Below are 26,888 nucleotides of genomic sequence, written 5' to 3' on the forward strand. Positions count from 1 at the left end.
CTCCCCTACTCCCCTACTGCCCTACTCCGTGAGCATCATGCCCTACCAATCCCCGATCTCCCCCGGCCGTTCCTGGTACGAGGACACCGCCGGCCCGCGACCCGAGTATCCGGCGCTGGACGGCGACCGCAGCTGCGACGTCGTTATTGTCGGGGGTGGTTTCACCGGCTTGTCGGCGGCGGCGCATCTGGCCAAGGCGGGCACCAATGTCGTTTTGATCGAGGCGTATCGCTTTGGAGACGGCGCTTCCGGGCGCAATGGCGGCCAGCTCGGCACCGGGCAGCGCGCCTGGGCCGAGGAGCTGGAGGCCGAATACGGGTTTTCCCGGGCCAAGACACTGTTCGATCTCGCCGAGGAGGCGAAGGCGCACCTGCTTGAATTCGCAGCCGCCAACCAGATCGAAATAGACTACATGCCGGGCCAGCTCTCGGTTGCGCACAAGCCGCGCTACGTCGACGACTACAAGGCGCATGCCGAGATCATGGCCGGCCGCTTCTCCTATCCGCATATTTCGTTCATGGATGCGACGGAAACTGCGCAGCGGCTGGGCTCGATAGCCTATTTCGGCGGGACGCGCGACACCGGCACAGGCCATATCCATCCGATGAAGCTGGTGATCGGCACGGCGCGGGTGGCGGCACAGGCCGGGGCCCAATTGTTCGAAGCGACGCCGTCGACCGGCATTGTTTCGAGCGGCGGCACGGTGAAGGTTTCGACAGCCAAGGGGACGATCACAGCGCAGAAATGCCTGATCGCGGTCAATGCCTATGGCGGCACGCTCGAACCGGTAAGTGCCGCGCACATCATGCCGATCGGCTCGTTCATCGGCGCGACCGTGCCGCTTGGAGCGGATTCGAACGTTCTGCCGGGCGGCGAGTCGGTCGATGATTCCCGCTTCGTCGTGCGCTACTTCCGCAAGTCGAGGGACGGCCGGCTGCTGTTCGGCGGGCGCGAGGTCTATGGCGTCAACGATCCCAAGGACATCCATATCCATATCCGCCGCCAGATCGCGGAACTCTATCCCGCACTGAGGGACGTCGAAATCACGCATGGCTGGGGCGGCTATGTCGGCATCACGGTGCCGAGAAAGCCGTTCGTGCGGGAAGTGATGCCGAATGTGATCTCCGTCGGCGGCTATTCCGGCCACGGCGTCATGCTGTCGAACTTCTTCGGCAAGCTCTATGCCGAAACGGTAGCCGGCAACCGCGACCGGCTGAAGCTGATCGAGGATCTGAAGATTCCGCCGTTTCCCGGTGGCCGGCGCTTGCGCGCGCCGCTGCTTTTCCTGGCGCTCAACTGGTTCGCGTTGCGCGACAGGATTTAACAATTGTTGAGTAATATCATGGGGGCTGCGACATCCAAGCGTTGCAGAATCTTCAGCAATGGCGCACTGATGCCACAATCGCGGGCAAAAAGTGCATTCTCTGGGCGAATATAGACGGGGATTTTCTGCGGGCCCGCCCGCTGTTTGATTTGGGACCGGTGTGATCGACGCACGCGTTGCGGTGTTTGATCGAAGAACATCGGCCCCTTATGGAGGTGGCAAGAGTGAGAGAGCCCTTCAGTTTCGGTGCTCCGGAACGTCGGCGCTTTGCCATGCAGTTCGGCTACGACATGCGCCCGTCATTCTGGCAGGAAGTCCGTTCGAACTCGCATCTGGTGATTGCCGCGGTCGGCACGGCCGCGCTGCTCGGCGTGGCCGCGGTGGCCCTTTGGCTGGCGTTGCCGGCGAACGAGCGGCAAGCGGTTGCCAATCCAGAGCAAGCCATTCCAGCCGTTCCTGTGAAGACGACGAAGATCGCGCCGGCGGGGATCACGGTGGCCGCGGCGGCCGTGCCGCAAGCAGCGCGAAAATCCGACCAGGTCTCGCCGACCGTGGCTGTCGCGGAAGCCGCCATTCCGGCGCTCGCGGCGAACGACCCGCGCTGGACCGCTTCCCAGTCGAAGACCGCACCGGCTTCCGAGCCTGCCGCTTCCGGCCAGTCGACGAGCAAGGCCGGGCAGGCGCCTGACAAGCCGGCGGCGGCCGCGGCGTTCGCGCAACCCGCTGCCGACACCGACGCCGCCACCGAGCTCGCCAAGGTCGCCGCACCTGCCCCGGCGGCGGGCAGCAGTCCCGATGGCGCGCAGACCGCCGCCATTCCTGCCGCGCAACCACAGCAGTCTGCGGCGCAGCAGGATGATGACAGCAAGGCCGAACCGCGCAAAGCGGCCGCGGCTGGCACCGGACGCATCCTCAGGGCCGTGACCATGCGCAGCGGCCCGAAGAAGAATGCAGCCGCCATCGTCACGGTGCCCGCCAAGACCTCGGTGCAAGTGATGAGTTGCAAGCGTTGGTGCCAGATCGTCTACAACGGCAAGACAGGCTGGGTCTACAAAACCTACATCAAGACCGGCGCCTGACGCGCCAGCGTCTCGATCAAGCCAGGTACGGCCGGGCCGATGGTTGGGGGCAGTGATGACGATGCGTCAGATGCAGCGCCCGCCGTCGACCTCCAGCGCCACGCCGGTGATGAAGGCGGCCTCGTCGGATGCCAACCACAGGGCCGCATTGGCGATGTCGAGCGGGGTCGAAAGCCGGCCGAGCGGGATCGAGGCGCGGAATTTCTCTCGGATTTCGGGTGTGTCGGCGCCCATGAACTTTTCCAGCATTCCGGTCTCGCCGGCCACCGGACACAGGCAGTTGACGCGGATGTTCTTGGGCGCGAGTTCCACCGCCATCGACTTGGTGGCGGTGATCGCCCAGCCCTTGGAGGCGTTGTACCAGGTGAGGCCGGGCCGAGGCCGCAGGCCAGCGGTCGACGCCGTGGTCAGGATGACGCCGCCGCCCTGCCGCTCCATGATCGGCACGACGGCAAGGGCAGCATGATAGATGGCCTTCATGTTGACCGATGTGATCAGGTCGAACGTCGCCTCGTCGACTTCGAGCATGTCGCCATTGCGATGGGTGAACCCGGCATTGTTGACCATGATGTCGATACGGCCGAAGGCGCTTTTGGCGGCATGGACCATCTCGTCGAATTCGGAGCGCTGCGAAACGTCGGTCTGGGTCCAGATCGCCGCCTCGCCGATGTCGCCGGCTACGCGTTCGGCACCCTTGGCATTGAGGTCGGCCACGATGATCCTGGCGCCCTCCTCGGCGAAGCGCCGGGCAATGCCCTCGCCGAAACCCGAAGCGGCTCCGGTGACGATGGCAACCTTGTCCTTCAGACGCATGTTTTTCCGCTCCCTGGGTTCATGGCGTGGCTTTTACCGCGGGCTGCCGGCGGCATGGCCTGTGCCGCAACAGGCAGAGCGCTGATTCTCCCTTAGCTTTCGTCACATTCACGTCCTATGCTGCAACTGCGAAGGCTTGGCGGAGTTGTCGTTTGCCGACAAGCCTCCGCCTGGTGCCAGTGTCAAGCACACATCTGGACCGACGCAAATATGTAGCGATCGGTCCTCGATGTGACACCATGGCACTGGAAAATTTAAATCGATTAGAATACATAAGCCGCGTACTCGCGACCGGCGTCAAAGCGGACAGACCATGACCAGCCAGATCATCCCCGTCGACCCTTTCGACTTCATCATTTTCGGTGGCACCGGCGACCTGTCGGAACGCAAGCTTCTGCCGTCGCTCTACTATCGCCAGCGCGACCATCAATTTTCCGAGCCGACCCGCATCATCGGCACGTCGCGCTCCAAGATGACCGATGACGAATTTCGGGCTTTCGCCAAGCAGGCCATTTCCGACCACGTCAAGGCGGCCGATATCGACCCCAACGAGCTGAAGACCTTCCTGGCGCGGCTTTCCTATGTCCCGGCCGATGCGACGAGCGGCGCGGGGTTCGACAGGCTGAAGAAGGCGATCGGCGACAGCGACTGCATCCGCGCCTTCTATCTGGCGGTGGCGCCGGCGCTGTTCGGCGACATCTCGCACAAGCTGAAAGAACACGATCTGATCACGCCGAACTCGCGCATCGTGCTGGAGAAACCGATCGGACGCGACCTCGCCTCGGCACAAACGCTCAACGATCTGGTCGGAGACGATTTCCACGAAAGCCAGATCTTCCGCATCGACCACTATCTCGGCAAGGAGACGGTGCAGAACCTGATGGCGCTGCGTTTTGCCAATGCGCTCTACGAGCCGTTGTGGAACTCCGCCCATATCGACCACGTGCAGATCACCGTCGCCGAGACCGTCGGCCTGGAAGACCGTGTCACCTATTACGACAAGGCCGGCGCGCTGCGCGACATGGTGCAGAACCATATGCTGCAACTGCTCTGCCTGGTGGCCATGGAAGCGCCCTCGTCGATGGACGCCGACGCCGTCCGTGACGAGAAGCTGAAGGTGCTGCGCGCGCTCAAGCGCATCAACGGCCACGAGGCGCCGAAGCACACGGTCCGTGGACAATACCGCGCCGGCGCCTCCGCAGGCGGGCCGGTGAAAGGCTATGTCGAGGAGCTCGGCAAGGACAGCAACACCGAAACCTTCGTCGCGATCAAAGCCGAGATCGGCAACTGGCGCTGGGCAGGCGTTCCGTTCTATCTCAGGACCGGCAAGCGGCTGGCAACCCGGGTCTCGGAGATCGTCATCGAGTTCAAGCCGATCCCGCATTCGATCTTCGGCGGCGACAGCGCCGGGCCGATCTTCGCCAACCAGCTGGTCATCCGGCTGCAGCCCGACGAAGGCGTCAAGCAATTCATCATGATCAAGGATCCGGGTCCGGGCGGCATGCGGCTGCGGCAGATTTCGCTCGACATGAGCTTCGCGCAGTCCTTCGACGGCCGCGCGCCCGACGCCTATGAACGGCTGATCATGGATGTCGTGCGCGGCAACCAGACGCTGTTCATGCGCCGCGACGAGGTCGAGGCCGCGTGGAGGTGGATCGACCCGATCCAGAACGCCTGGGAAAGCGCCAGGCAGGAGGCGCAGGGCTACACGGCTGGCACCTGGGGACCTTCGGCCTCGATAGCGCTTATCGAACGTGACGGACGGACATGGCACGAGAGCAATTGAACAGCGCCAGCTACAACTGGAACGGCTTTTCCGATCGCGCGGAATTGGCGGCGGCGCTGGCCGGCCGCGTCGCCGACCGGCTGGCAAAGGCGATCGCGGCGCGCGGCACGGCGTTGCTGGCCGTTTCCGGCGGCACGACGCCGGCAAAATTCTTTGCTGCCCTGTCGGGAATGCCGATAGCCTGGGACAAGGTGACGGTGACGCTGATCGACGAGCGCTTCGTGCCGGCGTCCTCGCCGCGTTCCAATGCCGGACTGGTTGCCGCCAATCTGTTGCAGAACGCGGCTGCGGCGGCACGGTTCGTGCCGCTCTACCACGAAGCCGTCAGCATCGAGGATGCCGCGGCATCGGACAATGCGGCTCTCCAGTCCCTGTCCTGGCCGCTCGACGTCGCGGTGCTCGGCATGGGACCTGACGGCCACACCGCCTCATTCTTTCCCGACGCCGACGATTTGGCGAAATTGCTGGACCCGTCCTCGGACAGGATCGTGCTGCCGGTTCATGCGGCAAGCGCCGGCGAGCCGCGGCTGACCCTGTCGCTGGCCCGCATCATCGGTGCCGGCCTCCTGGCGCTGCACATAGAGGGCGAGGACAAACGCACCGCCTTCGACGGCGCGGTCGCGCCCGGTCCGCGAAAGCCGATCCGCGCCGTGCTCGACGCCGCCCCCAGGCCTGTAGAGGTTTTCTGGGCACCCTAATTCTAGACTTATCTGGTCCCGGTAAACGGCGGGAGGATGTTTCCGGGACCTCGCTTGAAAAGGACCTGATGCCATGACCGCAAGACGCGATATCGAAGCCATCACGGAGCGCATCCGCCAACGCTCCAAGCCGGGCCGCGAACGCTATCTTGGCCGTATCGCCGAGGCATCGAACCGGACCGCCAACCGGGCGGTGCTGTCCTGCGGCAACCTCGCCCATGGCTTTGCCGTGTGCAGCCCCTCCGAGAAAGTGGCGCTGGGCGGCGACAAGGTGCCGAACCTCGGCATCATCACCTCCTACAACGACATGCTGTCGGCGCATCAGCCGTTCGAGACCTTCCCGGCCCTGATCAAGGAAGCGGCGCGCGAGGCCGGCGGCATCGCCCAGGTCGCCGGCGGCGTGCCGGCGATGTGCGACGGCGTCACCCAGGGGCAGCCGGGCATGGAGCTTTCGCTGTTCTCGCGCGATGTCATCGCCATGGCGGCCGCGATCGGCCTGTCGCACAATATGTTCGACGCCGCTGTTTATCTGGGCGTCTGCGACAAGATCGTCCCCGGGTTGGTGATCGCGGCACTGACCTTCGGCCATCTGCCGGCGGTGTTCATTCCGGCCGGGCCGATGACGACAGGCCTGCCCAACGATGAAAAGGCCAGGGTCCGCCAGCTCTACGCCGAGGGCAAGGCAGGACGCGCCGAACTGCTGGAGGCCGAGTCCAAGTCCTATCATGGACCGGGGACCTGCACCTTCTACGGCACGGCCAACTCCAACCAGATGCTGATGGAGATCATGGGCCTGCACACACCAGGCGCTTCCTTCGTCAATCCGGGCACGCCGCTGCGGGACGCCTTGACTCGCGAGGCGACGAAGCGGGCCTTGGCGATCACCGCGCTTGGCAACGCCTATACGCCGGTCGGGCGGATGATCGACGAGCGTTCGATCGTCAACGGCGTCGTTGGCCTGCACGCGACCGGCGGCTCGACCAACCATACCATTCATCTGATCGCCATGGCCGCAGCCGCTGGCATCGCGCTGACCTGGCAGGATATTTCCGACCTCTCGGAAGCGGTGCCGCTCCTGGCGCGCGTCTATCCCAACGGGCTTGCGGATGTGAACCATTTCCACGCCGCGGGCGGGCTCGGCTTTCTCATTCGCGAGTTGCTCGACGAAGGCGTGCTGCACGAAGATGTGCAGACGGTATGGGGCGAAGGCCTGCGGCCCTACGCAGTCGAGGCAAAGCTCGGTGCCGACGGCAGCGTCGTGCGCGAAGCCGCCCCGCGCGCGAGTGGCGACGCGAAGGTGCTGGCGCCGTTCAAGAAAGCCTTTCAGCCGACGGGCGGCCTCAAAGTGCTGGCCGGCAATCTCGGCCATGCCGTCATCAAGACGTCCGCGGTGAAGCCGGAACGACGCCTCATCGAGGCGCCGGCCAAGGTGTTCGACAGCCAGCAAGGGCTGAACGAGGCCTTCAAGGCCGGCACGCTTACCGGCGACTTCATCGCCGTCATCCGCTTCCAGGGACCGAAGGCCAACGGCATGCCGGAACTGCACAAGCTGACCACCGTGCTCGGCATCCTGCAGGATCGCGGCCAGCGCGTCGCGCTGGTCACGGACGGGCGCATGTCCGGTGCCTCCGGCAAGGTGCCTGCGGCGATCCATGTCACGCCGGAAGCGGTCGAGGACGGCCCGATCGCCAGGATCCACGACGGCGACATCATCCGGCTGGATGCGGATGCCGGCACGCTTGAAGTGCTGGTACCGGCAGCGGAATTCGCGCTGCGTCGAACAGCGGAAGCCGATCTCATCGGCAATGAGTTCGGCTTCGGCCGTGAGCTCTTCGCCGGATTCCGGCAATTGGTCGGCCGCGCCGACCACGGGGCCAGCGCGTTTGGAACCGCCTGATCCATCTGCAAGGAATTCATGAAAAAGGGCGGTTCGGAACCGCCCTTTTTGCTTCGGGAACCCCAGCCATCATTCCGCGACGGTGATCTCGGTCCGTTCGCCGGCCTTGACTGTCACCGGCATCTCCTTGTCATGACCCTCATCCGACATATGCCGGACAACCACATAATCGCCGGCCGGGATCGTCTGCTGCCAGTTGTCGCCGTAGTTGAAGCCGAGCGATTTGCGCTTGCCCTCGATGTCCTTTTTCGACGAAAGCACCTCAATCGAATAAGCGCCGGGCGCCGATATTGCGAGCACGCCCGCATCGAGCACGACCTTCACATCCAGGCTGTCGCCGGCCTTGACGCTGAAAGGCTGCTCGACGACGGCGAGATCGAGCGTTGTCACCGCCACATAGTCGTCGGGCGGCAGCCAGAACTTGCTGTCGGCCCCATAGGAGTGCTCGACGCTGTCGCGGCTGCCGTCGATCTTCTTCTTCGCCTTGACGATCTCAAAGCCGATGGCCGAATTGTCGGCCTTGTCGCCGCCCGATGTATAATAGGCATTGAGCACGGCCTGGCCAACGCCGACCACGAGGTCCTTTTCAACGGTCTGCCCGGGGGCGAGCTGGACTGTTTGCGTCACCGTGCCGGCGCCGATCTGCACCGTGACCTTCTGTTCGCCCGCCGGCACGATGGCCTGGGTGTCGCCGTAATGGGTGGTGCTGCCACCGGGATAGGCGAAATCGACGCGGGCTTCGCTGCTGATCTCGGCGCCTTGGCTTGCATGTGGGTGGATGATCAATGTGCCGGCGTTCAGGGTGAAGAGCGGCTTATAGATCTGGCCGGCTTCGATCTTGACCTTCTGCTCAACCTTGGCTTCGTCGTCGCGCGCAACGACGATATAGTCGCCGGGATCGAGATTGCCGTTATAGGTGCCGTATTCGGTGGTGACGGACTCGCCGCGCGAGCCGTCTGGGTTGGCTTTGTAGATCTCCCAGGCATTGCCGTCGGTGATCGGCTCGCCGCCTTCGGCCATCACCACGCTCGGCTGGAAATTGAAAACAGGCCTTGCGGGCTCCGGTGCAGGCGCTGGAGCCGGTTCGGGTGCAGGGGCCGATTCGGGTGCCGGTGCGGCGACGGTTTCGACCAAAGCTTCCCGCAGCGCCTTCTCGTCCGACGCCTGGATGTACTTGCCGCCGGTGTTGTCGGCGAGGCAAGCAATCTGCTTGCCTTCGTCGGCCGTAAGGCCAAAGCCGACAACGTCGGCTGTGAAATCGACGCCGGACGATTCGAGTTCCTTGCCAAGCGCGCAAGGATCGCCGCCACAGGTCTCGAGCCCGTCGGTGATGAGAACGACGGTCGCCTTGTCCTCGGTGTATTTCAGCGCTTCGGCCGCCTGCCTGACGGCTGATGTCAGCGGCGTCTTGCCGAGGAATTTCATGCTGTCGGCCGCGGCCGAAATCGCGCTCGCCGAGCCGGCCTGCGGCGGTACGATCAACTGGATGTCCTCGCAACTGCCTTTCTCGCGATGGCCATAGGCCATGAAACCGAGTTCATCGTCGGCGGGAACCGATTGCAGCACGCTTCTCAGCGACTCACGGGCGATTTCGAGCTTGGGCCTGCCGTCGATCTGCGCCCACATCGACCCGGAAGCGTCGAGGATGACAATGACCTTGTTCGCGGCAAAGCCGAATGTCGTCATCGACAAAAGGAGAAACGCCGCAGCGACGCTCCGTGCAAATCCCGCCATCGAAATCTCCTGAGTAGCCGCCCCGTCCGCCGGCTGAAGCTATTTGAGCCCACCTTGGGACACAAGCCCGGACGCGGCTTGTCCGCGGCTTAGTAGGTGGTGCGGCGCTCTTCGGAAGGCGGGCGGCCAAACTGCAGCCGATAGCTCTGGGCAAAATAGGAATGCGAGGTGAAGCCGGTGGCGATCGCCACGTCGAGGATCGGCATGTTGGTCTGGCGCAACAATTCGCGCGCCCGCTCCAGCCGCAGCCGCATGTAGTAGCGGCCGGGCGTGACGTTGAGGTGGCGCAGGAACAACCGCTCCACCTGACGCACCGAAAGGCCAGCCGATTTGGCGAGTTGCACCGCCGAGAGCGGCTCGTCGAGATGGTCGGCCATCAGCTCGACGATGCGCCTGAGCTTCTCCGACTTGCCGGTGAGGTCGCGCTCCGGCCCGACGCGCTGGCGGTCGCCGGCCGAGCGGATGCGCTCGTGCTGGAACTGGTTGGCGACGCCGTTGGCGAGGTTCGAGCCGAAGTCGCCGCGCACGATCTCCAGCATCAGGTCAATCGAGGTGGTGCCGCCGGCGCAGGTGTAGCGCTTGCGGTCGATCTCGAAGACGTTGCCAGTGCAGTTGATGTCGGGAAAGCGCTCGACGAAGCCGGCGCGGTTCTCCCAATGGATGGTGCAGCGATAGCCGTCGAGCTGGCCGGCTTCGGCCAGCAAATAGGATCCGACCGACAGCGCGCCGAGCGCATTGCCGCGCCGGCCCCAACTGCGTAGCGCCGCCAGAACCTTGCTCTTGCCGGGAAATTCCGTGGTCAGCCCGACGGAGACGAAGAGGATGTCGACCGGCGGCAGGTCGGCAACCGCATAGTCGATCTTGAGCGGCAAGCCGTTGGACGCCATCACCGGATCGCCATCGGCCGATACCGTCGTCCAGCCGTAGAAATCGCGGCCGAGCAGCCGGTTCGCCGAACGGAACGTGTCGATCGCGGCGGCCAGCGAGAACATGGAGAACTTGTCGACCAGCAGGAACGCGAATTGCCGGCCGCCTTGAACGGGATCATTCATGACCGGCCGTTCCAAGGGAATAGTTGGGTTCGGCAAAGCTGCTGCTTTCTGGTGGTCAGAAGGAGGGCCGTTTCAACCCGGCCGCAAGGTAGGCGGAGGCTAACGTATTGGCCATCAGCATGGCAATGGTCATAGGCCCGACGCCGCCGGGCACGGGCGTGATGGCGCCGGCGGCCTTGGCCGCTTCGGCATAGGCGACATCGCCGACGAGGCGGGATTTGCCCTCCCCCCTCTCCGGGGCCGGGATGCGGTTGATGCCGACGTCGATGACGGTTGCGCCGGGCTTCACCCAATCGCCCCTGATCATCTCCGGCCGGCCAACGGCGGCGACGAGAATGTCGGCGGTGCGGGCCAGCCCCGGCAGATCCTTCGTGCGGCTGTGCGCGATGGTGACGGTGCAATTGGCGGCAAGCAGGAGATTGGCCATCGGCTTGCCGACGATGTTGGAACGGCCGACGACGACGGCATTGAGGCCCGACAGGTCCTTGCCGCGCACGCGCTCGATCAGGAGCATCGAGCCGGCGGGCGTGCAAGGAACGAAAGCGGTGTCGAGTTCGCCGGTGCCGAGCTTGCCGACATTGATGAAATGGAAGCCGTCGACATCCTTGTGCGGCGCGATCGCCTGGATGACCTTGCCGGCATCGATGTGGGCGGGAAGCGGAAGCTGCACCAGGATGCCGTTGATGGCGGGGTCGGCGTTGAGGTCTGCGATGATCTTGAGCAGCGCCTCCTGGGAGGTATCCGCCGGCAACGTGTGCTGGACCGAATGAAAGCCGCATTCCTTGGCGGTGCGGGATTTGGAGGCGACGTAGACCTGGCTCGCCGGATCCTCGCCGACGATGACCACGGCGAGGCCGGGCTGGACATGGCCCTTGGCGACAAGCTCGGCGGTCAAGGTCTTCACCGTCCGCACCACGTCTTCGGCAACGCTTTTGCCGTCAATCACTTCGGCCATATGAATCACCCCTCGATACGTTCCGCCAAACCGGCCGCGTCCGAAAATGCGGCGCTTTGGATCCTTTTCTCAAGCGTGCGCCGAAGCCTGCATGGCCCGGCCAGCCGGGCTGCGTCTCCAGCAAAGACACCGCGCGGCATTTTGACGAAAATTCGAACACGCAATCCCGTCAAAGCGCCGTCCGATGCCGTTTACGCGAAACCGGCGCGCTTTTGTTCGACACAGGAGACTATCTTGTGGCTCAGAAATAGCGGCGGCCCGCGCGGCTCTCGGTAAGCTCGCGAACAGCCTCGCGAAATTCGCGCAGGCTGGCGCGAATTTCCTCGATCGACGCCTGCTCGGCGCCCTTCTCGGCGGCGGCGGGCTGCTCCAGCGGCGCGGCGGAATAGGCCGACGGCTGAGCTGGAGCGGGTGCGGGCGGGTAGGGCATCGGCGCGCCATAGGGCGCCGTGGCCTGGGGATGGCCTGCCGGCGACCGCGTCTGCCAAGGTTGCATGTGCGGATAAACCAAAGGCTGCGCATAGGGATGGGACGCGACCGGATGCATCGCCTGCTGCGGCATCAGGGGCGACCTTGATGGCGATCCCATGGGCCGCTGGTAGCCGGTGTCCGCGGCTGGCTGAAAAGATGGGCGCGGATAGTTTGGAGCTGGCGACCGATGCCCGAAGGCGGAATCCGGAGCCTGATAGTCGGGAAATGCAGGAGCGTTCGCCGGCCGGCCGTCTTCGGCGACAGGGGCCGACGCAGATGCACCGGGAAACGCCTCGTCCTGCACCTCGGTGGCGGGCTTGCGGGACACAGCCTTGCGCAGCCTGGACACCAGCGCGCCGATCCGTCCTGGGCTCTCGACGGCAGCGGCCCCGGCCTGCGCGGCAAGCGGCGGCACTGAAGCTGGCGGCGACGGCGGTGATTGCGGCGGCGATGCTTGCGGTATCGGCAGCGCCGGCGGAGGCGGCGCCCGGAATGCCTGGTCATCGAGCGGCACCCGGCGTTCCTCTATCTTGCGGTCACGGCGGGATCGTGACCCGGCGGTCTCACGCAGGCATTCATAGGCGCCGCGCATGGCGCCGAGGCCGACGCCGGAGGCAAAGCCCAGCAGCAGGCCGGCAAGCGCCACCACGGCGCGCGACGGCCCGTTCGGCTCCAGCGGAATGGAGGCGGGCGAGATGACGCTCATATTGGCGGTGTTGATATTCTTCTGCTCGCCGGTCTCCTTGGCGCGCAGGAGATATTGTTCATAGACCGAGCGCTTGGCCGAGGCCTCGCGCTCCAGCTCCCGCATCGAGACAAGGTCGCTGTTGACGTCACCGCTGCGCACCTTCATCTGCGCCAGGCGGGAGGCAAGGTCCTGTTCGAGTTGGACCGAGCGTTTCAGGTCAACCTGCAGCGACGACGCGATGCGGCTGAGTTCGGCGACGATGCGTTCGCGCGCGCCGGTGAGCTGGGCCTCGAGCGCCTGGCGCTCGGGATGGCGCGGTCCGAGCCTGACCGCTGCCCGATCAGCCTCCTGCTTGAGCGTTGCGTATTGCGAGCGCAGATCGCTCATGGAGTTGGAGTTGATCTCTTCCGGCAAGGTGCCGCTGAGTACCGAATTCACGTTGACCTGACGTGCCGAGGCCGCGCGGGCGTTCAGCTCCAGCGTGCGGGCGCGGGCGACGGAAAGCTGCTCGTTTAGCTTGAGCATCTGGTCGTCGCTGATCAGATGGCCCTGCGCGTCGACAAGATCATGGGTGGCCCTGAAATCCTCGACCTTGCGCTCGGCCGCCTCGACGCCCTTGCGCATCTCGTCGAGTTTCGCCGTCAGTTCGTTGTTGGCCCGGCCGGCAGTGTCGGACTGGATTTCACCCGAGGTCTGCAGGAAGACCTTCGTCATCGTTTCCGCGATGAGTGCCGATTTCTGGGGATCCTGAGTGGTGACGCCGATGGTGATCACGGAGGTCTTGCCGCCGCGCTCGACCGAAACGCTCTCGGCCAGGTTGACGATGGCAAGGGAAAGGCGGCGGGATTGGTCGACACCGCCCGGTCCGTCCTGGCGCAACAGGATCGAGCGGATCAGCGACATGACGCCAAGGCGGCCATTGCCTTGGCCGTTGAACTCGGGGTCGTCGACCAGGTCGAGCTCCTGGACAACCTTGTTCAACACGGTGCCGGAGGTCAGCAACTTGATCTGGTTCTCGACGTTGACGAGCGCCGCGTCGGGCATGACCACCGCCTGGGTGAGATCGCGGTCCGTAAGCTTCAGGTCGCGCGGGTCGACGATCAGCTCGGTGGTGGATTCGTATTTCTTCGGCGTCGACAGGGCAATCGCAACGCCGAGCGCCGCGCCCAGCACCGTCGTGGTGATGATCAGCGCTTTGGACCTGGCGACCCCGCGAACCACCTGCATTGGATCGATCAGGGGCTTCCAGTGCTGGCTGTCGGCATCCTCGCCAGGAGATGTTCCCGCTTCGCTCGCGCTCAGCGGTTCGGATGTGCTGCGCTGGGAATCAACTCTCGAGGCGATCTCAGGAACCGTCTCGTCATACGGCATCGCCGAGTCCGAACCGCCGATACCGGCCCCATCGTGCGAATGCGAAATGCCGGCGGATGCCGAAGCCGGCTCGTCGCCCGGCTGCAAGCGTTGCGTTCCGGCGGATGCGAGAGGCGCCGGATTCATCTTCGCCTCGCGCTGCGAACGCGCCAGGCGATGACGTGTGGCGGCATCCTCGCGCCATGACGGATTTGCCCGATCCCCTAGCGAGACCAGCGATGCCTCGTCCTCACCGCGCACGGCTTGGCCAAGCGCCAGCAAGGATCGTTCGCGCCTCCAGTCCTCACGATTTTCCCTGTCGCCCATTGTCGCGAAGCTTACTTTCAGCCGCCAGACAGCGGCGGTCGGCCATTTGTTAAGCCACGCTAAACAAGCATAGGAAACAAAAGGTTAATTTTAAGAGGCCGAAAGCATTGCTTGATGCCGGGTGCCTGGAATTTCAGCAGATGCAGGAAGATTTCAGAAGGGCACGTTAAACTTTGCCGCCTATGCCTTTCCTTGACCCATGACTGAGGCCAGCGACATACCGCAGAGGCGGCCCCTCGCCCGGATCGGCACCTTGGTGGCCGAAAGACGGGGGCTGGTTCGCGACTATTTTTCGGCGATCAGCGGCGCCGGCGGGCGGCTGGTGTTTTCACTCGCCTACTTCATCGCCTTGGCCAACACGCTTTCCATCGCCGAGTTCGGCATGTTCGCCACCGCCTCGGCCGCCGGAGTGATGCTGTCGCGGCTTCTGGCCTTCGGCTTCATCTCGGCACTTTACCGCACCGCCACCATCCGCCCCAACCTGATCGGCACCTTCACCGCAGGCTTCCTGCTGCTCGGCATCGTCTCGTTGCCGCTGCTCGCCGCAACCTCCTACATCGTCTACCTGATCTTCTTTGCCAGCACCGTGCCGCTGCCGGTGTTCGCGGTAATCGTCTTTGCCGAGGCGCTTCTGTGGCGGCCGGTGGAGGTGGCGCTGATCGTCAACAACGGCCTCGGCAAATTCGGCCGTGCCGCCGTGCTGGCGATCCTGGCGACGGCGTTGCGGGCAGCCGGCGCGGTGCTGTTCATGTTATGGGCGCAACACAGCGTCTGGGTATGGTCCTGGTTCTATATCGGCGCCAACGCCGCCTCGCTGCTGCTCGCGTTCGGCCTCTTCTATCCGCGCCAGCGGCTGCGGCTGCGCAGCGAGCTTTATCTCAGGCGGCTCGCCGATTCGGTCTATGTCGCCGGCGCCGAGGTGCTGTTCTACCTGCAGATGGAATTCGACAAGCTTCTGGTGCTGGCGATCGGTGGCCCGCATTTGGCCGGCATCTATGCCATCATCATGCGGCTGGTCGACCTGACGGCGATCCCGATCCGCACCTTCTCCATGATGCTGGTGCAGCGCATGATGCGTGCCCCGGAGCTCTTGTCACGGGTGGCGGTCAAGAGCGGCATCGAAGGCGGCGTATTCGCGGTCTCGACGCTGGCGCTGCTGGCGCTTGCCGTGGTGCTGCATTTCTTCCCCGGGGCGCTCGGCAAGAACGTCTCGGAGGCCGCTCCCCTGGTGGCGCTTGCGATCGGCGTTCCGGGACTGCGCAATCTGGTCGAATACCAGGCGGAACTTCTGTTCGCGCGCGGCCAGACGCTGGTGCGGGCGCTCAATCTCGGCCTGCTCGCCGCTCTCAAGGCGCTGCTCTTGACCTATGTGCTGACAACCATTGCCGACACGTCGAAGCTGGTGCTGTCGCTCAACGTCGTCTTCCTGCTGCTCTATCTCGCGTCGATGCTGCTGACCTATTCGGCGCTGCGCAAACCGGCGAAGGCGATCTGATCCTTCATCCGGGCAGTCTTTCCGAGAACCGACTCGTTTTCAGGATCAGGATCGGTCGAGCCCGATCAGCCGGCGGATGCGGCCGGTATCGGTGCCGATGAAGGATTGCATGCCGATCGCCACCTGTTCGGGAGCCATGGCGGCAACGAAGCGGCGGAATTCGTCGTCCGACAGCGCCTCGCCGGTCCAATGGACGCGGCAGAATTCTTCCGTGCCGTGGAAGTGGCCGGCGCCGTCCAGCAGATCGTCGACATAGCGGCCATAGATCATGCATTCGGAGAATTTGCGCGCCGAGCCGACGACCTCGACCCAGTTTCGGCCATGCACCTCCTCGATCCGGTTGCACATGGCCAGCACGGTGTCGCGGCGCCAGGCGATCAGCGTCGAGATATAATCGTGGACCGAATTCCTCGACGGATCGATGCCGAGCGCGGAACCGGCATTGCGTGACCATATGCGATGCTCGTCATGACCGTCCTGCGCAAGCACGCCGTCACGGCGGAACAGCCGCGCCTTGCCATCACGCCAGAACGCGCCGCAATCGAAAGGCTTCACGAAGGCGACGTCGGAATCGCAGAAGACCAGGACGTCCTGGCGTGCATGCGCCGCAACTGCGATGCGGCGCAGTTGCTGCACGTGCCAGCCGCGCAGCGGCTGAGTCTTCAGGCTGAGCCAGACGCGCCGCCGGAACAGGCTGAGCGGATCGTCGAAGACATGCAGCCAGCGCGGCAGCAGCTCACGTTCGTCGATGATGGATCGGTTGGCGCTCTCCAACCGGCGAAACAACTTGACGTCGCGGCCTTCGACCAGAATGTAATGATGCGCGACGCCCGTGACGTGCCGGTCGAGGGTTTCGCAGAGCAGGCGGCAACGCTCGAAATCCGGCGCATAGCTTGCCGTCACCATGGCTGCCGTCGGCATTGCCCGAAGCAGTCCGGGTTCGGCGATCGCGCCTGGAACGAACCTCTCGTTCAACGGACGTCTCGGGCGGCTTGGGGCGGGTTCAACAATTTCTGTTTGAGGACCCGCCACAGGAACAAGGGGTTGCCGACCACATAGCGGCGCCAGAGCCGTCCCGGCTCGACCGCCAGCCGAAACAGCCACTCCAGCCTGAGGCGCCGTATCCACAAGGGCGCGCGCGGCACGGCGCCGCTGAGAAAATCCAGCAGCGCGCCGACCGCGACCGGCAGCGTGCAGTGGCGCTCGTCGATGTGCCGTTCGATCCACAATTCCTGGCGCGGCACGCCCATGGCGACCAGCAGCATATCAGGCCGCAACGCCGCGATCCGTTCGATGATTTCCGGCTCCTGCGCAGCGGAGAAGTAGCCGTCATGGATGACCACGAATCTGTGCTGGACGGCAATCGCCGCGAGCTTCTTCGACGCGGCCTCGGCATTGATGCGCGTCGCGCCGAGCAGCCCCACGGTCAGCGGTCGGGCCACCGACCGCAGAAAGGCCGGCACGAAATCGGTGCCGTTGAGATTGTCCGGGAACGGCGCGCCATAGAGAAGTTGCGCTGCGAGATCGACGCCGATGCCGTCCGGCAGGATGAGAAAATCGTCGAGCGCCTGGGCGAACACCGGATCGGTGTAGGCGAGATTGGCATTATGGGCGTTGAGGAAGCTGACCTTGGTGAAGCGTCGTTCCGCGATCAGCCGCGTCAGCAGGGCGATCGCGTCGTCCCAGCGAATGGCGAGCACGGAGATGCCGAAGATCGTCTTCAACGTGTCGGACCCGAACGCGGCGCGGGCGGTGTGCATGTTCATGCAAACGCCTCCTGCATGACAGGACCGAGCCTCTCCAGGCCAAGCCGGATGGCGGCATCGAGCGCCTTGAGCTGCCGGCGGTGGAACGCGCTGCCGTCAACGTCGCGAATATCAGCCGCCGCGGCCTCCAGCGCCCTGGCAAAGGCGACCGGATCGTCGGTGACGGCGCAATTGACCGGGCGATGGTCGATGCCGCGCAGCGCGTGGCTGGTGGCAACGGCGGGCAGGCCGAGCTCGAACGTCTCGATCGTCTTCAGCTGCACGCCGCTGCCGGCGGTGCTGATGAGCGGAATGACGGCGCCGCCGCGTATGAAAGCCCGGGCGTCCGGCACGCGTCCGACGAAAGCGACGCCGGGATGAGACGAGACGATATCAGACGGCATGCTGCCGGCGATCCTGATGCGGAAGTCCGGGCGCAGATGCGGCACCACCTTGTCCAGGAACCAGCCGAGCCCGATGCGGTTCGGCTGCCAGGTCCAGGTGCCGATCAGCGCGGCGTCGCACTCGATCTTGCGCCGACCGTTGTGCGCCGGTGGCCTGGCGCCCGTCACCAGCGGCAGCACCGCCGAGCGGTCGTCTGAGGCTACGCCGAGTGCGGAGCGGTCTTCCTCGGCCAGCGTGAAGACGAAACGCGCGCGGCGGCACAGACGCTCTTCCACGCTCTCGAGCAGCCTTGCCTCGCGGCGGAACAACAGGCGCTGGAAGACGCCCGGGGCGGCAGCGGCATTCTCCCGCGCCGAAAGATGCTCGACATTGTGGGCGACGAAGATCGAAGGCCGGTCGCCAAAGAGCTTTTCGAAGGCGCCGGCGAACTGCACGGAATTGAGCACATAGCCGTCGAAGGGGCCGGCGCGCTCGATGGCGGCGAGGACTTCGGCATCGGAGACCGCACGCAACTTCACCGATGCGAAGGTGAGGCCCGAAAGCATCGCCTTGCCCACCCAGGCGAGCTTTTGCAGCGCTGAAGCATTTTCGGTGCGCACGTCCACGGCACCCAGCACGATGGTGTTTTCAGGATCGGCCGCCACTTTCCCCGGCCAGATGAAGCCGATGACGGTGACGCGCGCGCCGGCGCGCCGCAAGGCAGCGATGATTGCAGCATTGGCGATCTCGTAGCCCGAGGCGAGAGCGCCATCGGGCACGATCGATGTGGCGAACAGCAGATGCATCTCACCTATCCTGTGGTGCAGCCGGTAGCAAAGCGCGGTGAACCCTTGATTAAATGCGCGCGCATCGACGGCCCAAACCCCGGCTTGAAGGGCCACTCCGTGAAAGGTGATTAACGAAACGTTATCGTCGTGGTGCTAACAGAACGCGACCCACCATGCGGCTGACACGGATGATCCCTTTGCCATCGGACGGTTCGGTATCGATCGCGGGACGATCCCCCCGGCTTGACACGGAGGCCGTCGAAGCCATCGTCACCTTGCCGACCTTCAAGCGGCCGGACCAGGTCCTGCAAACGCTGGCGTCGCTGCGGGCGCAGCAGACCGGCAGGCGCTTCGCCGTCATCGTCATGGAGAACGAGGCCGAGGCGCGTGCCGGCGCCCAGGCGTCGCTGCCGCTGTTCGAGCGCGGCGAGATGCCGGGCATGGTGATCATCGCGCATCAGCGCGGCAATTGCAGCGCCTACAATGCCGGCTGGCAGACGGCGATCCTGCACTTTCCGAATTTCAGGCACCTGCTGGTCATTGACGATGACGAGATAGCCGATCCGCACTGGCTGGAACGGATGTGCGGGGCGGCTGAAAGCCTTGGCGCCGATATTGTCGGCGGCCCGCAAGTGCCCGACTTTGCCGATCCCGCCCATGCGCGCTGGGCCGAGCATCCGGTCTTCGCGCCGCCCTACCGCAAGACCGGCCTCGTGCCGGCGCTCTATTCGTCCGGCAATCTCCTGGTGGGGCGCAACGTGCTTACCGCCATGGGGCCGCCGTTCCTCGACCTGAAATTCAATTTCATGGGCGGCGGCGATTCCGACTTCCTGAGCCGGGCGGCGCAGCGCGGCTTCGTGCTTGGCTGGTGCGCCGAGGCCAGCGTGATCGAGACCGTCCCGGCCCGGCGGGTCGAGGCCGACTGGATCCGCGCCCGCAGCCTGCGCAACGGCGTGATATCGACGCTGGTCGAAAAGAAGAAACGCGCCGGCACCCCGCTGGCCGGCGTCAAGGTGTTGCTGAAGAGCCTGACCCTGCTTGCCGTCTCGCCATTTCGCGGCGCCGCCAGGCTGGCACGGACAGGATCGCCCGCGGCCGCCATCTACCCTGTCCATGTGGCGCTGGGCCGTGTGCTGGCCGAATTCGGATATGCCAATGAGCAATACCGCCAGCCTGAAAAGAACTGAGCGCGCGCCGCTCAGCGCAGCGTTCACGCGCGACGGCGTGGCAACCGCGATCGCGGCGCTGCTGTTCACCGTCATCATGGTGTCCTTCCGCCCGTTCCAGCCCGCGGGTGCCGAACTCACCGGCGAAGGCGGCGACATCGTCAACCAGCTCGGCTTCGGCTCGCTCGGCGCCGTTTCCATCTTCTCGCTGATGGCGTTTGCCGACCCGCGCATCGTGCGCTCGCTGCTCAGCCCGTCCTGGATGCTGATGCTGGGCTTCTTCTTCCTGTCGGTGGTGCTGGCGACCGACCCGCCCTCGGCGATGCGCGCCGCCTCCTTCACCATGATCGGCATCCTGACCATGGCGACGATCCTCGTGCTGCCGCGCGATGCGGATTCCTTCTCGAAGGTCATCATCTTCACCGCCGTGGCGGTCATGGGCCTTTCCTATCTCGGCCTCATCGTCTTTCCGCACGAGGCGATGCACACGGCCGATTCGCAGGAACCGGAACATGCCGGCCTGTGGCGCGGCGTCTTCACCCACAAGAACATCGCCGGCCCGGTCATGGCCTGCCTCAGCTTCGCCGGCCTCTATCTCTTCCGGCGCGGGCAGCGGTTCTGGGGTGCTGGAATTTTCTTCGCGGCGATGGTGTTCATGCTGCACACCGGATCCAAGACCACGGCCGGCCTGGTGCCGTTCTCGATCCTGATCGTCATGTTTCCAAGCATCGTCGGCATGCGGCTCGGCACGCCGATCCTGTTCGCGCTGGCGATCATCACCACCGCGGTCGGCACGCTGGGCATCGTTTTCCTGCCGCCGGTGAAAGAGCTGGCGGCGATCTATTTCCCCGGCCTGACCTATACCGGGCGCACCACGCTTTGGGAGTTCGCCGGCGAGATGCTGGCGAAGAAACCGTGGACCGGCTACGGCTATGAGAGTTTCTGGGGAACGCCGCTGCTGCTCAACCAGGATCAGCCCTTCGATCGGCCGTGGGATATCAGGACCATCGTGCACGGCCATGACGGTTATCTCGACATCGCCGTGCTGATGGGCATTCCGGCGCTTTGCGTGGCGGTCTACACCTTCCTGATCGCCCCTTTGCGCGACTACATGCGCATTCCCTTGCGCAAGGAAAACATCTATCTCGGCGACTTCTTCATGATGGTGGTGCTGTTCGCCGCGCTCAACGCCTTCCTCGAAAGCTTCTTCTTCCATCGCGGCGATCCGGTGTGGCTGTTCTTCGTGCTCGGCGTGCTCGGGCTCAGGCAAGTTTCGCTGCGTCCGATCGCGGTGCGCAACGCCGGTCGTGGCGCGCGATTGGGCCACTCCACCTGACAGGGCTTCCCCGTTGATCCGCGAGCGTTTATGTGAAGCCTTTCCTCGGAGGGCTTTCGATGACGATCAGGCTTGTTCTCGCCGGCTGCGGCAATATGGGTTACGCCATGCTCTCGGGCTGGCTGAAATCCGGCAAGCTTGCACCGTTGGCCGTTTTCGTGGTCGAGCCCAATGCCGACCTGCGCCAGCGCGCGGCCGCACTCGGATGCGGCACGGCTGCCGACGCCGCCAATATTCCGGCCGGTGCCGTGCCTGATCTCATCGTCATCGCCGTCAAGCCCCAGGTGATCCGCGACGTGACGGCCGCTTACAAACGTTTCGGCGAGGGGCGCACCACTTTCGTCAGCATCGCCGCGGGCACGCCGGTCGCCACCTTCGAGCAAATCCTGGGCGACCGGGCGCCTGTCGTGCGCTGCATGCCCAACACGCCTGCTTCCATCGGCAAGGGCATGATGGTGGTGTTTTCCAATCCGCTGGTTTCCGACGACACCAAGCGCTTCGTCGCCGACCTCTTGTCGGCCAGCGGCGAAGTGGCCATCATCGAGGACGAGGGACTGATGGATGCGGTGACCGCCGTGTCGGGATCGGGCCCGGCCTATATCTTCCATTTCATCGAAGCGCTGACCGTCGCCGCAGAGAAGGCGGGCCTGCCGGCGGCGACCGCCAAGCTGCTCGCCATGCAGACCGTCTATGGTGCCGCCTCGCTCGCCGCCGAAAGCGGCGAGGAGCCGGGCCTGCTGCGCCAGCAGGTGACCAGCCCGAACGGCACGACGGCGGCCGCGCTGGCAGTGCTGATGGGCGATGACCGGTTGACCAATCTTCTCACGCAAGCAGTGGAAGCGGCTCGGCTGCGGTCGATCGAATTGGGGAAATAGAGCGATCTAACTCTTTGTTTTGACGCAATTCTGGACGAAAAACCGCTCACACTTTTCCTGGAATTGCTCTAAGCGAGATCCGTATGTGAGAAGTCGTTGCCCTTGTAGAGCAAAACCGAGCCGTGGCCCTTCGCGCAAGCATAGGACAAGCAATCGGCAAGGTTGAGCTGCGCGGGGTGCCCACGTCCCTTGCCGTAGTCTGAAAACGCTTGGATGGCGAGTTTGGCATCGTCGGCGCCGATCGGCACAATTTCGATTTCGGCTTCGCGCAGAAACGCTTCTATCGCCGTTTCCGCAACCAGCGGCTCGACAGCAAGCATGGTGGAAAGCCGCATCGCTGCCTCAAGCACCACCAGCGCGGAAGTAATCTTGCGTGGTGCTGCCGCGATCCTGTCACTCCATTCGCCGGCATCCCCTTCTGCCGAAAGAATTGCGACGACCACGGAGGTGTCGACGAACATCAGGGATGTCCCCACATGTCGTCGATCTCATCCTTGCTCACAGGCCGGCCGCCGTGGCCGGCTTTGGTCTTAAGGTCATCGGCGATCGCAGACAGCCGCTTCGCCAGGGGAATGCGTCCGCTTTCCCGTTTCAATTCCGACTCAAGCGCTTCGATAACAGCTTCGGTCATTGAAATCTTACGTTTGGCGGCGAGCCGCTGTGCCAATTCACGTGCCCGCGGGTCTCTGATCTGGAGGTTCATTAATCGGTCCTCAGCGACATGCCACTACAATATAGTGCACTTGTCATGACGGCGCCACAGCGACCTATTTTCCGTACAGCATCTCGTCCTGCAGCCGGCGCAAGCCGAACAGCCTCGTCGTCTGGTCGGGCGCGGCGTTGTCGGCCGTCAGCAGCTCGCCTTTCCTGACCGGTTTCAGCACCTTGCCGCCTTCGAGCAGGCCGACCGGCACGGCGCGCCGGGCGCGAGCGTCTTCGACGGTCATCGTCCAGGAGCGATAGCAGGTTTCGCCAATCGCATCGAAGGTTTCGCCGGCTACGAGGTCGCGCTTGGCGACGGCGCATACCTCGGCGACGGGCCTTGGCAGCGGCACCATGTCGGGCTTGCCGAAGAGCACGATGCGGGCCGCGGTCAGCGGGACCTCCAGCGAGGTCAAATGGTAGGGCCGGAACAGGCTGTAATAGGGACCGCGGCCGATATGCAGGTCGTCCATGCGCTCGACGATGCGCGGATGGGTCGCCTCGACAATGACGAAGACACCGGGTGCCACACCCTTGCCGACGGTGTAGTCGACGACGCCCTTTTTCGTGAGCAGCCCGCCGTGCTCGCGCGGGATCAGCACCTTGGCGAGGTCATCGCGGTCGGCCTTCGGGCCGTGCATGCCGGGCACGTCGGGCACCAGCCCGGTGGCGTTGGCGATGGCGCACATCTCGACCATGGTTTTCGAACCATCGACGAACTCGACCAGCATGCGCGGGTTCATGTTGCGGCGGATCGCTTCCTCGCGATAATCGTCGGGCATGGCATCGTGGTTGAGCGGGTTGTTCTTGCCCTTGCCGGCCGAGACGATGGTCAGGCCCAGCGCGGACGCGAACTCGATCAGCTCCATGCAGCTCGAGGGCTCGTCTCCGGCGCCGACCGAATAGACGACGCCAAGCCGGTCGGCCTGTTGCTTGAGATAGCAGCCGATGGTGACGTCGGCCTCCACATTCATCATCACCAGATGCTTGCCATGCTCCATCGCCATCAGGTCGAAATCGGCGGCGACGCCGGGCTTGCCGGTGGCGTCGATGACAACGTCGACCAGCGGATTGGTGACCAGCATCTCGTTGGAAGTGATGGCGATCTTTCCCGCCTCGATCGCCGCGGTGACTTTCGAAGCGGTATCGGCTTCGACGGCCTTCGCTTCGTCACCATAGGCAATGCGGACCGCTTCTCGCGCCGTATGCGGACGTCTTGTCGAGACCGCGCAGACCGAAATGCCGGGCATCAGCATGCCTTGTGTAACCAGGTCGGTACCCATCTCGCCCGAACCGATGACGCCGATGCGCACCGGGCGGCCCTCGGCGGCGCGACGGGCGAGATCTCGGGCAAGTCCGGTCAGCGCGACGTTGGTCATGCGGGGATGTCCAAAGTTTTGGTTCGCATCGGATTAGCAGGGAATAGTCCTTCCTTGCCAACGAAACTGGCCTCGGCCCATCGATTTCCCATGAATCGCGCGGTACAGACGCGCTCGCCCCGGTCCCAACTGGCCCGAAGCGGGGCTCCGAACTCGGGGCGCCAAGGACCCGACGGCTGCCAGCCAGGCTTTGCCGGCAGTTTCCCGTGATAGGAATTTTTTCTTGACTGGGTGAGGGCAACTATGCTACATATTTGCCCATGGTGCTGAGTTGCGCCACGGGCCCGCCGCACAGGCGGGTTTTTGCGTTCAATGGTCCGTCAAGAGCGCGCAGGCAAAGGCTCCGTCAGCCCGGATTCGTTGCCTTGGGTTCAAAGACTTGCCAATTGACATTGCCTTGAACTGCCTCAATAAAACATTCGTTCGCCAGCGAAGGCAAATGTTCATCCGCATCACCGAGCGGGACATATTCCGGCTCGCGGGCAGAACGGGGAGTGCCTTTGCTCCGAGGTTGGCGGCAAAGGCGTTGGAGGTCAACGGAGCATCATTTCGAACCCGGGGGTCGGGCTCGGTGCTCCAGGGGAGGACAAATGGATACTATTCTTGCAGGGCTCAAAGGGGCCATCGACACGCTCGGCGCAACAGTGCTGCTGCCGATCGTCATTTTCATCATAGCCGTCGTTCTGGGCGCAAAGGTCAGCAAGGCCTTTCGCGCCGCGGTCACCATCGGCGTCGCCTTCATCGGCATCAACCTCGTGCTTGGCCTGATGTTCACGTCGATTGGCGACGTCGCCAAGGCCATCGTCACCAACACAGGCATTCATCGCGACATCATCGATGTCGGCTGGCCGTCGGCGGCCGCCATCGCCTTCGGCTCGTCGGTCGGCCTCTGGGTCATCCCCGTCGGCATCCTGGTCAACATCGTGCTGTTGCTGACGCGCATGACGCGCACGCTCAATGTCGACGTCTGGAACTTCTGGCACTTCGCCTTTGTCGGCTCGCTGGTCGTGGCGGCGACCGACAATCTGGCCTATGGCATCGCCATCGCGGCATTGGTCGCGGCATTGTCGCTGCTGTTCGCCGACTGGTCGGCACGCGCGGTGCAGCAGTTCTACGGCGTGCCCGGCATTTCCGTGCCGCACCTGGCCTCGGCGCAGATCCTGCCGATCGCCATCATCCTGAACTGGATCATGGATCGCATTCCCGGCATCAACCGCATCAACATCAACACCGAGACCATCGAGCGCCGGTTCGGCGTGTTCGGCGAGCCTGTCGTGCTCGGCTTGATCATCGGCCTCGTGCTCGGCGCCATCGCCTTCTACAATGCGGGCGATCTCGGTACGGTGCTCGCCAAGGTGCTGGGTACCGGCATGACCCTGGCGGCCGTCATGCTGCTTTTGCCGCGCATGGTGAAGATCCTGATGGAAGGGCTGATCCCGGTTTCGGACGCGGCGCAGGAATTCGTGCGCAAGCGCACCGGCGACCGCGAACTTCTGGTCGGCCTGGACTCCGCCATCCTGATCGGCCACCCCGCAGCGATCTCTTCGTCGCTGATCCTGGTGCCGATCGCGATCATCCTGTCGGTGATCCTGCCGGGCAACCGCGTCATCCTGTTCGCCGACCTGGCGGTCATTCCCTTCATCGTCGCCATGACCGCGCCATTGGTCAAAGGCAATGTGTTCCGCATGGTGGTGATCGGCACGGTGACGCTGGCGATCGGCTTCTACGTCGCCAACGCGCTGGCGCCGCTGTTCACAAGTGCCGCCGTCGCCTCGGGCTTCAAGCTCCCGGCAGACGCGCTGCAGATCACCTCCGTCGTCGACGGCTTCCTGTGGGTGCCCTATGTGATCATCGAGGCGATCCAGGGACTTGGCCTTGCCGGCATCGTCGTGATCGCCGTGGTCATCGCGGCATTGTTCGTCCTCTATCGCCGCAACACGCTCGGCTGGGAACGGGCAGCCGGCGCCGAGGACGAGCCGGCCGAAGGCACGGCCTGAGCCTCATCACGCCTGACGGTTGAAATGATCGTGCGCCCTCCCCGGGCGCATGATTTTATCGACGGAGCAAAAACATGTCTGACGGACTCATGCAACTTCTGGATCCCGAAGCGATCGTGCTCGGATCCGATGCCTCGACCAATGAGCAGATCATCCGCATCCTGGCCGGCCGGCTCGAGACCCTCGGCTATGTCAAAAGTTCCTACGCCGATGCGGTCGTGCGCCGCGAGTTGACCATCCCGACAGGACTGCCGCTGGAGCGCCCCGACAATGTCGCGGTGCCGCACACCGATCCGGAACATGTGCTGAAGCCCGGGATCGCCCTGGGCACATTGCGCCAACCCGTCGTCTTCGCAAACATGGAAGACCCCGACGAGAAGCTGCCGGTCGGCTTCGTCTTCCTGCTTGCCATCAATGACAAGGACAAGCAGATTGAAGCGCTGCAGGCCGTCATGGCCACCATCCAGAACCAGCAAGCCTTGGACGGCCTGAGGGCGGCCAGGACGCTAGACGACGTTCGGGCCGTGCTCGGCTGAACAAGGAGAAGCAAGAGATGTCCAGACAGAAAACAATTCTCTTTGCCTGCGGCACGGGCATAGCCACCTCGACCGCGGTCAACGTCGCCGTCACCGAGGCGATGAAACAGCGCGGCCTGACCTTCAACGCCCAGCAGGCCAAGGCGACCGAAGTACCGGGGCTGGCCGACAGCGTAGACTTCATCGTCGCGACGACGCCGATCTCGGCTTCGGTGACCAAGCCGGTCATCAAGGGCCTCGCCTTCCTCACCGGCATCGGCAAGGACAAGGTGCTCGACGAGATCGAGGCGCAACTGCGCAAATAGGCCGCG

At 64.3% G+C, this 26,888-nt stretch carries 23 protein-coding genes; 12 read left to right on the top strand and 11 right to left on the bottom strand.

The features are described from left to right. Window positions 1–37 precede the first annotated feature (37 nt). A complete protein-coding gene (locus LB551_RS27330; protein WP_224661182.1) occupies window positions 38–1,324 on the top strand; it encodes an NAD(P)/FAD-dependent oxidoreductase in 1,287 nt (428 codons plus the stop codon). A gap of 224 nt (window positions 1,325–1,548) precedes the next feature. Next, window positions 1,549–2,403 (top strand): SH3 domain-containing protein, encoded by an 855-nt coding sequence (locus LB551_RS27335; RefSeq protein ID WP_224661143.1) that lies wholly within the window; start codon window positions 1,549–1,551, stop codon window positions 2,401–2,403. A gap of 66 nt (window positions 2,404–2,469) precedes the next feature. On the opposite strand, the gene LB551_RS27340 is transcribed toward LB551_RS27335, so the two are convergent. Continuing rightward, on the bottom strand, window positions 2,470–3,216 hold the full coding sequence (locus LB551_RS27340; RefSeq protein WP_224661144.1) for an SDR family oxidoreductase: 747 nt from the start codon (window positions 3,214–3,216) through the stop codon (window positions 2,470–2,472). Between the two features lie 313 nt (window positions 3,217–3,529). Between LB551_RS27340 and zwf the strand changes: the two genes are divergently transcribed. From zwf to edd, 3 genes are all read left to right on the top strand, one after another. Further along, window positions 3,530–5,002, top strand: a complete 1,473-nt coding sequence (zwf, locus tag LB551_RS27345) for a glucose-6-phosphate dehydrogenase (protein WP_224661145.1) — start codon at window positions 3,530–3,532, stop codon at window positions 5,000–5,002. Continuing rightward, on the top strand, window positions 4,984–5,700 hold the full coding sequence (gene pgl, locus LB551_RS27350; RefSeq protein ID WP_224661146.1) for a 6-phosphogluconolactonase: 717 nt from the start codon (window positions 4,984–4,986) through the stop codon (window positions 5,698–5,700). The genes zwf and pgl overlap by 19 nt, the downstream gene beginning before the upstream one ends. A 73-nt stretch (window positions 5,701–5,773) precedes the next feature. Next, window positions 5,774–7,597: a phosphogluconate dehydratase gene (edd, locus tag LB551_RS27355; protein WP_224661147.1), complete on the top strand. Its 1,824-nt coding sequence runs from the start codon at window positions 5,774–5,776 to the stop codon at window positions 7,595–7,597. Window positions 7,598–7,666: 69 nt separating this feature from the next. Here edd and LB551_RS27360 read toward each other — a convergent pair whose 3' ends face one another. From LB551_RS27360 to LB551_RS27375, 4 genes are all read right to left on the bottom strand, one after another. Further along, a complete protein-coding gene (locus LB551_RS27360; RefSeq protein WP_224661148.1) occupies window positions 7,667–9,331 on the bottom strand; it encodes a vWA domain-containing protein in 1,665 nt (554 codons plus the stop codon). A gap of 89 nt (window positions 9,332–9,420) precedes the next feature. Then, the gene (locus tag LB551_RS27365) at window positions 9,421–10,383 is read right to left on the bottom strand and encodes a GlxA family transcriptional regulator (protein WP_140501084.1); all 963 of its coding nucleotides are present in this window, start codon (window positions 10,381–10,383) and stop codon (window positions 9,421–9,423) included. Between the two features lie 55 nt (window positions 10,384–10,438). Continuing rightward, window positions 10,439–11,338, bottom strand: coding sequence for a bifunctional methylenetetrahydrofolate dehydrogenase/methenyltetrahydrofolate cyclohydrolase FolD (gene folD / locus LB551_RS27370; protein WP_224661149.1), 900 nt, complete (start codon window positions 11,336–11,338; stop codon window positions 10,439–10,441). A gap of 241 nt (window positions 11,339–11,579) precedes the next feature. Further along, complete coding sequence (locus LB551_RS27375; RefSeq protein ID WP_224661150.1) at window positions 11,580–14,174, bottom strand: Wzz/FepE/Etk N-terminal domain-containing protein; 2,595 nt, start codon at window positions 14,172–14,174, stop codon at window positions 11,580–11,582. A gap of 199 nt (window positions 14,175–14,373) precedes the next feature. On the opposite strand from LB551_RS27375, the gene LB551_RS27380 reads away from it, so the two are divergent. Beyond that, window positions 14,374–15,669 (top strand): lipopolysaccharide biosynthesis protein, encoded by a 1,296-nt coding sequence (locus LB551_RS27380; RefSeq protein ID WP_224661151.1) that lies wholly within the window; start codon window positions 14,374–14,376, stop codon window positions 15,667–15,669. Between the two features lie 45 nt (window positions 15,670–15,714). On the opposite strand, the gene LB551_RS27385 is transcribed toward LB551_RS27380, so the two are convergent. From LB551_RS27385 to LB551_RS27395, 3 genes are read right to left on the bottom strand one after another with little or no spacing between them, the layout of a single operon-like run. Then, complete coding sequence (locus LB551_RS27385; RefSeq protein ID WP_224661152.1) at window positions 15,715–16,644, bottom strand: DUF6492 family protein; 930 nt, start codon at window positions 16,642–16,644, stop codon at window positions 15,715–15,717. Beyond that, the gene (locus LB551_RS27390) at window positions 16,641–17,435 is read right to left on the bottom strand and encodes a WecB/TagA/CpsF family glycosyltransferase (RefSeq protein WP_224661153.1); all 795 of its coding nucleotides are present in this window, start codon (window positions 17,433–17,435) and stop codon (window positions 16,641–16,643) included. Before LB551_RS27390 ends, LB551_RS27385 begins: the two co-directional genes overlap by 4 nt. Next, window positions 17,432–18,604: a glycosyltransferase family 4 protein gene (locus LB551_RS27395; RefSeq protein ID WP_224661154.1), complete on the bottom strand. Its 1,173-nt coding sequence runs from the start codon at window positions 18,602–18,604 to the stop codon at window positions 17,432–17,434. The genes LB551_RS27390 and LB551_RS27395 overlap by 4 nt, the downstream gene beginning before the upstream one ends. A gap of 170 nt (window positions 18,605–18,774) precedes the next feature. Here LB551_RS27395 and LB551_RS27400 point away from each other — a divergent pair, with 170 nt between their 5' ends. From LB551_RS27400 to proC, 3 genes are read left to right on the top strand one after another with little or no spacing between them, the layout of a single operon-like run. Beyond that, window positions 18,775–19,773: a glycosyltransferase family 2 protein gene (locus tag LB551_RS27400; RefSeq protein WP_224661183.1), complete on the top strand. Its 999-nt coding sequence runs from the start codon at window positions 18,775–18,777 to the stop codon at window positions 19,771–19,773. Further along, window positions 19,742–21,088, top strand: a complete 1,347-nt coding sequence (locus LB551_RS27405; protein WP_224661155.1) for an O-antigen ligase family protein — start codon at window positions 19,742–19,744, stop codon at window positions 21,086–21,088. The genes LB551_RS27400 and LB551_RS27405 overlap by 32 nt, the downstream gene beginning before the upstream one ends. Before the next feature lie 59 nt (window positions 21,089–21,147). Further along, on the top strand, window positions 21,148–21,963 hold the full coding sequence (gene proC / locus LB551_RS27410; protein ID WP_224661156.1) for a pyrroline-5-carboxylate reductase: 816 nt from the start codon (window positions 21,148–21,150) through the stop codon (window positions 21,961–21,963). A 68-nt stretch (window positions 21,964–22,031) separates the two neighbouring features. On the opposite strand, the gene LB551_RS27415 is transcribed toward proC, so the two are convergent. The 3 genes from LB551_RS27415 to LB551_RS27425 form a co-directional block, all read right to left on the bottom strand. After that, on the bottom strand, window positions 22,032–22,424 hold the full coding sequence (locus LB551_RS27415; RefSeq protein ID WP_224628304.1) for a type II toxin-antitoxin system VapC family toxin: 393 nt from the start codon (window positions 22,422–22,424) through the stop codon (window positions 22,032–22,034). Further along, a complete protein-coding gene (locus LB551_RS27420; RefSeq protein WP_140552658.1) occupies window positions 22,424–22,666 on the bottom strand; it encodes a type II toxin-antitoxin system VapB family antitoxin in 243 nt (80 codons plus the stop codon). Before LB551_RS27420 ends, LB551_RS27415 begins: the two co-directional genes overlap by 1 nt. Window positions 22,667–22,730: 64 nt before the next feature. Then, a complete protein-coding gene (locus LB551_RS27425) occupies window positions 22,731–24,044 on the bottom strand; it encodes an NAD(P)H-dependent oxidoreductase (RefSeq protein ID WP_224661157.1) in 1,314 nt (437 codons plus the stop codon). Window positions 24,045–24,634: 590 nt separating this feature from the next. Between LB551_RS27425 and LB551_RS27430 the strand changes: the two genes are divergently transcribed. The 3 genes from LB551_RS27430 to LB551_RS27440 all read left to right on the top strand — a co-directional run bounded on the left by LB551_RS27430 (window position 24,635) and on the right by LB551_RS27440 (window position 26,882). Further along, window positions 24,635–26,041 (top strand): PTS galactitol transporter subunit IIC, encoded by a 1,407-nt coding sequence (locus tag LB551_RS27430; protein ID WP_140562198.1) that lies wholly within the window; start codon window positions 24,635–24,637, stop codon window positions 26,039–26,041. Window positions 26,042–26,115: 74 nt separating this feature from the next. Next, a complete protein-coding gene (locus LB551_RS27435) occupies window positions 26,116–26,577 on the top strand; it encodes a PTS sugar transporter subunit IIA (protein WP_140552662.1) in 462 nt (153 codons plus the stop codon). 17 nt (window positions 26,578–26,594) lie between these two features. Continuing rightward, window positions 26,595–26,882, top strand: a complete 288-nt coding sequence (locus LB551_RS27440; protein ID WP_140513359.1) for a PTS sugar transporter subunit IIB — start codon at window positions 26,595–26,597, stop codon at window positions 26,880–26,882. Window positions 26,883–26,888 lie beyond the last annotated feature (6 nt).

The sequence above is a fragment of the Mesorhizobium sp. BR1-1-2 genome (genome assembly GCF_020165435.1).
Taxonomy (GTDB): Bacteria; Pseudomonadota; Alphaproteobacteria; order Rhizobiales; family Rhizobiaceae; genus Mesorhizobium.